Source organism: Amycolatopsis sp. A133, assembly GCF_031082405.1.
In the GTDB taxonomy this organism is placed as follows: domain Bacteria; phylum Actinomycetota; class Actinomycetes; order Mycobacteriales; family Pseudonocardiaceae; genus Amycolatopsis.
Genome location: NZ_JAVHJU010000004.1, coordinates 525,330 through 536,223 on the forward strand (window position 1 = coordinate 525,330; position 10,894 = coordinate 536,223).

Genomic DNA, 10,894 nt, shown 5'->3' on the forward strand with positions numbered 1-10,894 from the left:
CTTGGGACCTGGTCAGTCCTCGACCGCCGCCAGCAGGCGGTGGGCCTCCGCCCGCAGGTCGTCCGACGGTTCGGGCAGGCCCACCAGCCGGACCACGCCGTCGGCGCCTTCTCGCACGTGGGCCTCGACGTCCAGGGCCGGGTCGTCCCTGCGGATCACCGCGATGCTCTCCACCAGCCCGAACACCAGATCCGTCCGGATCCCCGCCGCCGCCGGGGCCACGCCGGAAGCCGCCACCAGCCGGCCGTACGCCGCCTTCAGGTCCGCGCGCTCGGTGCGGAAGCGGGCCAGGTTGGGCGATCCGACCTCCGGCAGCAGGTACAGCGCGCCCAGGTTGTGCCGGGCGCCGCCGAGGAGGCCGATGTCCGCGTACGCCAGCGCCCACAACCGGACCGCTGCCGGGGCCGCGCCGGCCGCGAGGCGGGCCGCCAGGGCCAGTGACGGGCGGACCGTTTCGGCCAGCAACGCCGCGAGGATGTCTTCCTTCGCCGGGAAGTGGTAGTACAGCGACGCCTGGCGCAGGCCGGCGCGCTCGGCGATCGCTCTTGTCGTCGTGGCCGCGTAGCCGGCTCCGGTGAACAATTCCCCTGCCGCGTCGAGCACGGCTTGGCGCGCGTCCGGCCGGTTCGCCGCCGCCCCGCTCGCCCTCGGCCTGCCGACTCCCGACCCTTTGACCACGCACGTGATCTTGCCAGGTCTCGGGCCGTGCCACGCGCACGGAGGTGTGGTTACGCCCGGATGTCGTCATTGACGCGGTGTCGAGCACGCCGTTAACGGGCCCCTAACCCGGCGGAGATCATCGCGTCGCGGCGGAAACCTAATTTCTGTCAGGCGACCGAAACAAGGAGCCCGCATGACACCACCCGACGAACTCGCCGCCTTCGGTTACCGCCAAGAGCTCCGCCGGTCGCTGGGCGGGTTCTCCGCCTTCGCCGCCGGCTTCTCCTTCGTCTCCATCCTCACCACCGTCTTCCAGCTCTTCGGCTTCGGCTACACCTTCGGCGGCCCGCTCTTCTTCTGGACCTGGCCGGTCGTCCTGGCCGGCCAGCTGCTCGTCGCGCTGGTCTTCGCCGAGCTCGCGGCGCGCTACCCGCTCGCCGGATCGGTGTACCAGTGGGCGAAACAACTGACAAAGGGGTTCCTCGGCTGGTTGGCGGGCTGGATGATGCTGCTCGGCTGCGTCGTCGCCCTCGCCGCGGCCGCGATCGCGCTGCAGGTCGTGCTCCCGTCGGTGTGGGACGGCTTCCAGTTCGTCGGCGGCGACCCGTCGGTGACGTCGCCGTCCGGCGCGGCCAACGCCGTGCTGCTCGGCACCCTGCTGCTCGTCTTCACCACCGCCGTCAACACCGGCGGCGTCCGGCTGATGGCGCGGATCAACGACGTCGGCGTCGCGGCCGAACTGCTCGGCGTGCTCGTCCTGGTCGCCGGGCTCGGGCTGTTCGCCGTGCGGGGCCCGCAGGTGGTGCTGCACGACGCACCCGGCACGAGCGCCGGGATCGGCGGCGTGCTCGCTTCGGCGCTCATGGCGGCGTACGTCCTCTACGGCTTCGACACCGCCGCGTCGGTCGCGGAGGAGACGAAGGACGCGCGCAGGGCGGCCCCGCGCGCGGTGCTCCGCGCCGTGCTCGTCTCCGGGATCGGCGGCCTGGCGGTGGTCGTCACCGCGCTGATGGCCGCGCCGAGCCTCACCGACGGGCAGCTCGCCGGCCACGGCTTGCCGTACGTCATCACGGCCGTCTTCGGCGACACCCTCGGCCGCGTTTTCCTCGCCGACGTCGCGATCGCCGTCGTCGTCTGCACCCTGACGATCCAAACCGGCACCGTCCGGCTGATCTACGCGATGGCCCGCGACGGCGCACTCCCCGCCTCCGCCCGTCTCGCCGGGGTCAGCCCGCGCACCGGGACACCGGTCGCGCCCGCGCTGCTGTCCGGCGGGCTGGCCATCGGGCTGCTGCTGCTCAACGTCGGCAACCCGACGCTGTTCAGCACGATCACCGGGACGTCGGTGGTGGTCGTCTACCTGGCGTACCTGCTGGTCACCGGTCCGCTGCTGGTGCACCGGCTGCGCGGGCGGTTCCCGGCCGAGCCGGGCCGGTTCTCCCTCGGTCGCTGGGGTGTTCCGCTGAACGGAGCAGCCGTTCTGTACGGAATCGGCATGATCGTGAACATCGCCTGGCCACGGGCGGAGATCTACGATCTCGCCGGTTCGGGCGCACCCTGGATGCTCTTGTTCCCGATAGAGTTCGTCGGCGGCGCACTGGTGATCGGCTGGCTCTGCTGGCTGCGGCTGCGCCCCGCTCCCGCCCTCGAACCCGCAACCTGAGAGAGGACGACCATGAGCACCACCGCGACGACCTACGGAGCGCGCGACCACGCCCGCGCCCAGGCCGGCACCGTGGTCGACACGATGCCGTCGATCCCGGCGAGCGGCTGGCCGGCCCCACCGGCCGGGGTCGCCCCCGAGGCGCTGACCTGGGCCGAGACCGTGGCCGGCGGCGGGTACACGCACAAGGTGCTGGCCCGGGGCACGCGGCTGCGGCTGACCGACGTCGACGGCGACGCTTGCGCGCACCTGCTGCTGTTCAACGCGGACCAGCCGTGGGAACGGCTCAACGTCGCCGACACGGTCAAGGTGCAGTGGAACGCCTACCTCGGCGAGTCGGTGGCGCTCCTGTCGGACCAGGCGCGGGTGCTGGCCACGATCGTCGCGGATTCCGGCGGACGGCACGACGCCCTGTGCGGGACGTCCACTGTGGACGGAAACTCCGAGCGCTACGGCGACGGTTCCCCGCAGGGCCTCGCCCCCGCCGGGACGGGGCTGTTCACCTTGGCGGCGGCCAAGAACGGGCTGGGGCCGCGGGACCTCCCGCCCAGCCTGTCGTTCTTCCAGGGCGTGCGGGTCCAGCCGGACGGCGGGCTGGAGTTCACCGGCTCCGCGGGCGCCGGCCAGTCCGTCGACCTCCGGATCGAGATCCCGTCGATCGTGCTGCTCGCCAACGTCGCCCACCCGGTCGACCCACGCCCGGACTACACCGTGTCCAAGCTCGAAGTGCTCGCGTGGCGCGACCGGCCGACCAATCCGGACAGTCCGGAGTGGACGCACACGCCGGAAGCGCAGCGCGCCTTCGAGAACACCGCCGACTACCTGACCGCCCGGGGGATCGCATGAGCACGGCGTACGAGTCCCAGCTGGAAGTCAGCTTCGACGTTCCCGCACGGGCGCCGTTTTCGACGGTGCTGAAGCAGGGCCAGGAGCTGGCCATCATGGACCTGGGCGGCAACCAGGCCGTCGACTTCCTCTGCTACGACGCGGCCGACACCTCGAAGCGCTACAGCGCGGCCGCGACGATCGCCGCGCAGCGCAACATCTTCCTGACCACGGGCAGCGTCCTGCGCACCCAGGAGGGCGCGCCGCTGCTGACCGTCGTCGGCGACACCTGCGGCCGCCACGACACGCTCGGCGGCGCGTGCAGCAAGGAGTCCAACAGCCTCCGCTACGGGCAGCACACCCGCCACCAGCACGCCTGCGTCGAGAACTTCCTCATCGAAGGCGCGAAGTGGGGCCTGGGCAAGCGCGACCTGGTCAGCAACGTCAACTGGTACATGAACGTGCCGGTCGAAGAAGACGGCACGCTCGGCATCGTCGACGGCATCTCCGCGCCGGGCCTGGAAGTCCGGCTGCGCGCCGAGACCGACGTGCTGGTGCTCGTCTCGAACTGCCCGCAGATCAACAACCCCTGCAACGGGTTCGACCCGACGCCGGTGCGGATGATCGTCATCTCCCCCGGAGGCGGCGAGTGAGGCTGCTCGTCGCCAACCGCGGCGAGATCGCCGTCCGGATCCTGCGCAGCGCGAAGGAACTGGGCCTCGAGACCGTCGCGGTGCATTCCGACGCCGATCGCCTCGCCCCGCACGTGCGGCTCGCCGACCGGGCCGTGCGGCTCGGCCCGGCGCCCGCGGCGGAGAGCTACCTGCGGGCCGGCGCGATCATCGCCGCGGCGCTGGAGACCAGCTGCGACGCGATCCACCCCGGCTACGGCTTCCTCTCGGAGGACGCGGCTTTCGCGCGGGCCTGCGAAGACGCCGAGATCGCGTTCGCCGGCCCCACTCCCGAGCACTTGGAGGTGTTCGGCAGCAAGCACACCGCGCGCGAGGCGGCGATCGCGGCGGGCGTGCCGCTGCTGGCCGGTACCGGTCTGCTGGCCGATGTGGACGAAGCGCTGGCCGGGGCGGCGGCCATCGGCTACCCGGTGATGCTCAAGGCGACCGGCGGCGGGGGCGGGATCGGGATGCGCGCCTGCGCGTCGCCGCAGGAGCTGCGCGCCGCCTGGGACACCGTCCGCAGCGTGGCGGCCAAGAGCTTCGCCAGTTCCGGCGTCTTCCTCGAACGGCTCGTGCGCCGCGCGCGGCACGTCGAGGTCCAGGTGTTCGGCGACGGCTTCGGTGAGGTCATGGCCCTGGGCACGCGCGACTGCTCGCTGCAGCGGCGCAACCAGAAGGTCGTCGAGGAGTGCCCGGCGCCCGGCCTGCCCGCGGACGTCCGGCAGCAGCTCGTCGAGTCGGCTGTCGCACTGTGTTCGTCGGTGCGGTACCGCTCGGCGGGCACGGTCGAGTACGTCTACGACCCGGAGCGCGGCGAAGCGGCGTTCCTCGAGGTCAACACCCGGCTGCAGGTCGAACACCCGGTCACCGAAGCGGTGTACGGCGTCGACCTGGTCGCTTGGATGCTGCGGCTGGCCCAAGGCGACCGCGCGATGTTCCGCGCGGTCCCGGTCGCGCGCGGGCACGCCGTCGAAGCGCGCGTGTACGCCGAGGACCCGAACGCCGGGCACCGGCCGAGCGCGGGTCTCGTCACGCGGGTGACGCTGCCCCCGGACACGCGGGTGGACACCTGGGTCGAGCCGGGCACGACCGTCACCACGCACTACGACCCGTTGCTGGCCAAGGTGATCTGCACCGGCACCGACCGCGCCGGGGCACTGGCGAACCTGCGGCAAGCGCTCGCCGTCACCCGGTTCGACGGGGTGCAGACCAACCTGGGGCAGCTGCGCGCGGCGGCCGCCGACACCGCGTTCGGCGCCGCGGTCCACGACACGTCCACTTTGGACGACATCGACGACGCCGAGCCGCGGATCGACGTGGTCCGCGGCGGCACGATGACGACCGTGCAGGACTGGCCCGGCCGTACCGGGTTCTGGGCCGTCGGAGTGCCACCGAGCGGGCCGATGGACGACCTTTCGCTGCGGCTGGGCAACGTCGCGCTCGGCAACCCGGAGGGCGCACCGGGCTTGGAGTGCACTGTGGACGGCGTCGCGCTGCGGTTTTCGCACGCCACCGAAGTGTGCGTCACCGGCGCACCGACCACCGTGCTGGTCGACGGCGCCGAGGTTCCGTTGTGGACACCCGTCGAAGTTCCGGCGGGTGCGACACTGGACGTCCGGGCGTGCACGGCCGGGCTGCGCAGCTACGTCCTGGTGCGCGGCGGCGTCGACGTGCCGGAGTTCCTCGGCAGCGCGGCGACGTTCACGCTCGGGAAGTTCGGCGGGCACGGCGGCCGCGCGCTGGCCGCCGGGGACGTCCTGCGGCCCGGGCCGGCGCCCGCGGACCCGGTTGTCGGGCCGGTCGCTTCGGCCGACCGGCCGGCCTTTGCTCCGCAGTGGACGATCGGCGCGCTCGAAGGGCCGCACGCGGCCCCGGAGTTCTTCACCCCGGACGACGTCGACACGTTCTACGCCACCGACTGGCAGGTGCACTTCAACTCGGCGCGCACCGGTGTCCGGCTCGTCGGGCCGCGGCCCGAATGGTCCCGCGCAGACGGCGGTGAGGCGGGTCTGCACCCGTCGAACATCCACGACACGCCGTACGCGATCGGTGCCGTGGACTACACCGGCGACCTGCCGATCCTGCTCGGCCCGGACGGGCCCAGCCTGGGCGGGTTCGTCTGCCCGGCGACGGTCGCCACCGGCGAGCGGTGGAAGCTCGGGCAGCTGCGGCCGGGCGACACCGTGCGGTTCGTGCCGATCGGCACCGACCACGCGGCGGCGCTGCGGACGCGGCCCGCGTCAGCGGTCGAGCCGAGCCGGGCGGCCCGCGACGACGGCGGCGTGCTCGCGCGGCTGTCCCCTTCGGACAGTTCGGAATCTTCGGGCGAGCCGCCGGTCACCTACCGCCGCAGCGGCGACGACAACCTGCTCGTCGAGTACGGCGAGATGAAGCTCGACCTCGCCCTGCGGATGCGGGTGCACGCGCTGGCCGAGCGCCTGGCGGCCGAAGGCGTGCCGGGGATCGTGGACCTGACGCCGGGCATCCGGTCGCTCCAGGTGCACGTCGACCCGGACGCGTTGCCGGTCGGCAAGGCGCTCGGGCTGGTGCGCGAGCTGGAGCGGGACCTGCCGCCGACCCACGACCTCGTGGTGCCCAGCCGCCGCGTCCGGCTCCCGCTGTCGTGGGACGATCCGGCGACGCGCGAGGCGATCGAGCGGTACATGACCGGCGTGCGCGACGACGCGCCGTGGTGCCCGTGGAACATCGAGTTCATCCGGCGCGTCAACGGGCTGTCCAGTGTGGACGAGGTGTACCGGACGGTGTTCGACGCGGAGTACCTCGTGCTCGGCCTCGGCGACGTCTACCTCGGCGCACCGGTGGCGACGCCGCTGGACCCGCGCCACCGGCTGGTGACGACGAAGTACAACCCGGCGCGGACGTGGACGGCGGAGAACTCCGTCGGCATCGGCGGCGCCTACCTGTGCATCTACGGCATGGAGGGCCCGGGCGGCTACCAGTTCGTCGGGCGGACCGTCCAGGTGTGGAACAGCTGGCGCGGCGGGGACCAGCCGTGGGCGCTGCGGTTCTTCGACCGCATCTCCTGGTACCCGGTGTCGGCCGGGGAGCTGCTGGACCTGCGGGCGCAGAGCGCGTCCGGGACGCTGGAACTCGACACCACCGAGGGTTCCTTCGCCCTGGCGGACTACCAGAAGTTCCTCGCGGACAACGCCGAGAGCATCGCCGGGTTCCGGGCGACGCAGGCGGCGGCGTTCGAAGCGGAGCGGCGGGCGTGGGCCGCGGCGGGCGAGTTCGACCCGAAACCGGAGCCGGTCACCCGGCCGCCGTCCCGGGTCGAGGCACCGCCGGGCGGCCACGTCGTGGAGGCGCCGTTCGCGGCGACGGTGTGGCGGGTCGACGTCACCGCGGGCGAGCGCGTCGAGAACGCGCAGGCGCTGGTGACGCTGGAAGCGATGAAGACCGAGGCGCGGATCCCCGCGCCGGCGAGCGGTGAGGTGGTCGAAGTGCTCGTGTCCCCCGGTGATCAGGTGGCCCCCGGTACGCCCTTGGTGGTGCTGGGATGAGCGCCGTCGAGCGGGTGCGGGCCGCGTACCGGCGGATCGAGCGGGTGGACCGGCCGGAGATCTGGATCGACCTCCGGCCCGAAGCCGACGTCGTGGCCGAGGCCGCCGCGCTGGAAGAACGCGGGCTGCCGCTGTACGGCAAGCTCGTGGCGGTCAAGGGCAACATCGACGTCGCCGGCCTGCCGACGACGGCAGGCTGCCCGGACTACGCGTACAAGCCGGAGGCCGACGCACCGGTCGTCGCGCGGCTGCGGGCGGCTGGGGCGCTGGTGCTCGGCACGACGAACCTGGACCAGTTCGCGACCGGGCTGGTCGGGACGCGCAGCCCGTACGGCGCAGTCCGCAACGCCGTGGACCCGGCTTACGTGGCCGGCGGATCCAGTTCGGGGTCGGCGGTGGCGGTCGCGCTGGGCATCGTGGACCTCGCACTCGGCACGGACACGGCGGGCTCGGGCCGGGTGCCGGCGGCGTTCAACGGGATCGTCGGTCTCAAGCCGACCCCGGGCCCGCTGCCCACCGAAGGGGTCGTGCCGGCGTGCGCGAGCATCGACTGCGTGTCGCTGTTCGCGCGGACGGTCGAGGAGGCGTCGTTCGCGCTGACCTTCCTGGCCGAGCCCGCGCAGGGCCACCCGGGACGGTTCCGCCTCGGCGTGCCGTCGCCGGAGCAGCTGGGCCCCCTGGCGCCCGGCTGGGCCGAGGCGTTCGCGTCCGCCGTCGAGGACTACGCGGCCGCCGGGGCCGAAGTGACCACTGTGGACATCTCCGCGTTCCTCGAGGCGGCGCAGCTGCTGTACGGCGGCGCGTTCGTCGCCGAGCGGTACACCGCGGTCGGGGAGTTCATCGACGCCCACCCGGACGCCGTCGACCCGGTCGTGCGCTCGATCATCGCCCCGGCGCGGGACATCCCCGCGCACCGCCTGTTCGCCGACCAGGCGGCACTGGCCGGCCTGCGAGCGAAGGCACTGGCCGCACTGGCCGGCGTCGACGCGCTCCTGTTGCCGACGACGACCGAGCACCCCACGCTCGCCGAAGTCGCGGCGGACCCGGTGGCGGTCAACGCGCGCTTGGGCCGGTTCACCAACTCCACCAACCTGTTCGGGCTTCCGGCACTGGCGGTCCCGGCGGGATCGGTGGCCGGGCGCCCGTTCGGCGTGATGTTCCTCGGTGCCCCGCACGACGACCTGAAGCTGGCGGCCCTGGCCGGGCTGCGCCGCGAGCGGATCCCGATCGTGGTGGTCGGCGCGCACCTGCGGGGCCAGCCGCTGAACCACGAGCTGACGTCCCGGGGCGGCCGGTTCGTGTCCGCGGTTTCGACCGCGGCTGCGTACCGGTTGTACGCGCTCGACACGGTCCCACCGAAGCCGGGACTGGTGCGGGTGGCGTCCGGGGGTGTGGCGGTGGCCGCGGAGGTCTGGGAGCTGCCGGCGAAGGGCTTCGGCGAGTTCGTGGCCGGCATCCCGGCCCCCCTGGCCATCGGCAAGCTCGAACTGGCCGACGGCACGCGGGTGCCGGGTTTCCTGTGCGAGCCGGAGGCGACGGAGGGAGCGGAGGACATCTCGGCGAAGGGCGGCTGGCTGGCGCACCTCGGCGTCCGGTAAATGGGTTGCACGGCCTGTCGACACTGAAGTGGTGAAAGTTCTTTCGTGCGGCCACGTCGCTCCGGCCGCCGGGGCGCGGGTCTGCGCCCACCTCACCACCGACAACGGACCCGCGTGCTTCCGCGTGCTCACCGGGATCAAGACCCACTTCGACCTGCAGTGCCCGGACTGCGCCGATGCCGAGGCACCGGAGCTGCTCGACGCCTGTGTCGGCTGCTTCGACCGCGCCGAGGTACTGGCGCACATCGGCTGGCGCGGCTCGCCCGAGATCCTCCTGCGCGACCGGGAACTCGCCGGGACCTGGGCGACCCGGCCCTGTCCGATCACCCCGCTGAACGACCGATGCCTCGCTCCCCACCCGGAGGGCTGGCTCGCGCTCACCGCAGCGGGGTTCGTCCGGATCGACGAGGAGGACCAGTGGCTCCTCGGGCCGGCCGTGCTGCCCGAGGAGCGTGACGTCGAGCGGAACGACGGGCCGGACCGGCCACGTGGGCCCGCCCTGCACGTCTCACCCGACGGGCGGTTCGCGGCGATCGTCTCGGACTACGGGCAATACGGCACGGTCGTCGACCTGGTGGAGTGGATCACCGTGCTCGACCTCGACCGGGACTGGAACGACAACGAGTGGACCCGCTTCCCGTTCGCCTTCCTCGACGGGGGCAGGTTCGTCGCGGCCACCGACTCGAACCGGCTCGACGTCTTCGACGCGGCCACCGGCCGCCTGCTGACCGAGCGCCCCACCACTCGCGAGGACAACCCCGACGACTACCTCGACTACTTCTTCGGCGCTCTGCTGCCGAGCCCGTCCGGCCGTTCGCTGCTCACCGACGGCTGGGCCTGGCACCCGGTGGGCATCCCGCTGGTCATCGACTGCGCGGCGTGGCTCGCGGGCGACCGGCACGCCCCCGAACACGGACGCCACCTCGCCGACCGCGGCGACGTCTGGGACACCCCGATGGCCTGGCTGGACGAGACCACTGTGGCGCTGCAGGGCAGCGGGAGGCCCCTGCTCGACGGCATCGAGCTGCGCGACGCCGCGACCGGGCACTACACCGGGTCCTTCGCCGGACCCGCCGGGCGGATGTGGGGCCACGGCGGCCTGCTGTACGTCGCCGCCGAAGCCGGGCTCGAGGTCTGGGACCCCGCCGAAGGTGCCCGCGTCGGCTTCGCCCCGGGATTCCACCCCATCGCCCACCGCGACGGCACCTTCGCCGAGCTGCGTAACGATCAGCTGAGAACTTGGACAACTCCGCGGTAACAAGCCTCACCCCGGGGCACTTCGAGGCCGATTCTCCTCAGTAGACCCCCGGAGGCGGCCATGACGACGGCGACCACATCCCCGCAGAACACCCTCGTCCATTCGTACCTGTTCCTGCGGCGGGCCATCGGGCTGATCGGCCTGGCCCTGCCGTTCGTCCTGATCCTCGGCAAGCAGCTCGTCCAGGGCGGCGACCTGATCGGCTCACTGAGCGGCTACTACTACACCGACCTCCGCGACGTCCTGGTCGGCGCGATGTGCGCGGTCGGGGTGTTCCTCCTCGCCTACTACGGCCACGACTACGTCGACAACGTCGCGAGCACCGTGGCCGGGCTGGGGGCGATCGGGCTGGCGCTCTTCCCGACCACCCCGGACCACGACGTGACGGCCTGGGACCGGACCGCGGGCGTCCTGCACCTCGCCTTCGCTGCGGTGTTCTTCCTCTCGCTGGCGTACTTCTGCCTGCGGCTGTTCCCCCACGACGGCGAGCAGCCCGAGAAGTCCGGCGCGCTCTACCGCGCCTGCGGGGGCGTCATCCTCGCCTGCCTCGTGCTGATCGCGCTTTCGAAATACCTCGGGATCGCGCCGTCGCTGCACCCGGCGCTGTGGCTGGAGGCGATCGCGGTGGAGGCGTTCGGCGTCGCGTGGCTCGTGAAAGGACGGACGCTGGAGCCCAAGAGTGTGCCGTAGCC

8 protein-coding genes are annotated in these 10,894 nt (G+C 72.7%); 7 read left to right on the plus strand and 1 reads right to left on the minus strand.

The annotated features are described in order from the left end of the window. Positions 1-12: 12 nt before the first annotated feature. Entirely contained in the window at positions 13-678 is a 666-nt protein-coding gene (locus Q5425_RS06645) for a helix-turn-helix domain-containing protein (RefSeq protein ID WP_308671198.1), read from the minus strand. Between the two features lie 175 nt (positions 679-853). On the opposite strand from Q5425_RS06645, the gene Q5425_RS06650 reads away from it, so the two are divergent. The 7 genes from Q5425_RS06650 to Q5425_RS06680 are packed head-to-tail and all read left to right on the plus strand — an operon-like array spanning position 854 to position 10,892. Continuing rightward, positions 854-2,323 carry an amino acid permease gene (locus Q5425_RS06650; RefSeq protein ID WP_308671199.1) on the plus strand — a complete coding sequence of 490 codons (1,470 nt, stop codon included), beginning with the start codon at positions 854-856 and terminating at the stop codon, positions 2,321-2,323. Between the two features lie 12 nt (positions 2,324-2,335). After that, positions 2,336-3,169 (plus strand): urea amidolyase associated protein UAAP1, encoded by an 834-nt coding sequence (locus Q5425_RS06655; protein ID WP_308671200.1) that lies wholly within the window; start codon positions 2,336-2,338, stop codon positions 3,167-3,169. Beyond that, on the plus strand, positions 3,166-3,801 hold the full coding sequence (locus tag Q5425_RS06660) for an urea amidolyase associated protein UAAP2 (protein ID WP_308671201.1): 636 nt from the start codon (positions 3,166-3,168) through the stop codon (positions 3,799-3,801). Before Q5425_RS06655 ends, Q5425_RS06660 begins: the two co-directional genes overlap by 4 nt. Further along, a complete protein-coding gene (gene uca, locus Q5425_RS06665; RefSeq protein ID WP_308671202.1) occupies positions 3,798-7,346 on the plus strand; it encodes an urea carboxylase in 3,549 nt (1,182 codons plus the stop codon). Before Q5425_RS06660 ends, uca begins: the two co-directional genes overlap by 4 nt. Then, positions 7,343-8,944 (plus strand): allophanate hydrolase, encoded by a 1,602-nt coding sequence (locus tag Q5425_RS06670; protein ID WP_308671203.1) that lies wholly within the window; start codon positions 7,343-7,345, stop codon positions 8,942-8,944. Before uca ends, Q5425_RS06670 begins: the two co-directional genes overlap by 4 nt. Before the next feature lie 31 nt (positions 8,945-8,975). Beyond that, a complete protein-coding gene (locus Q5425_RS06675) occupies positions 8,976-10,202 on the plus strand; it encodes a hypothetical protein (RefSeq protein ID WP_308671204.1) in 1,227 nt (408 codons plus the stop codon). 60 nt (positions 10,203-10,262) lie between these two features. Next, positions 10,263-10,892, plus strand: a complete 630-nt coding sequence (locus tag Q5425_RS06680; RefSeq protein ID WP_308671205.1) for a DUF998 domain-containing protein — start codon at positions 10,263-10,265, stop codon at positions 10,890-10,892. Positions 10,893-10,894: the final 2 nt, after the last annotated feature.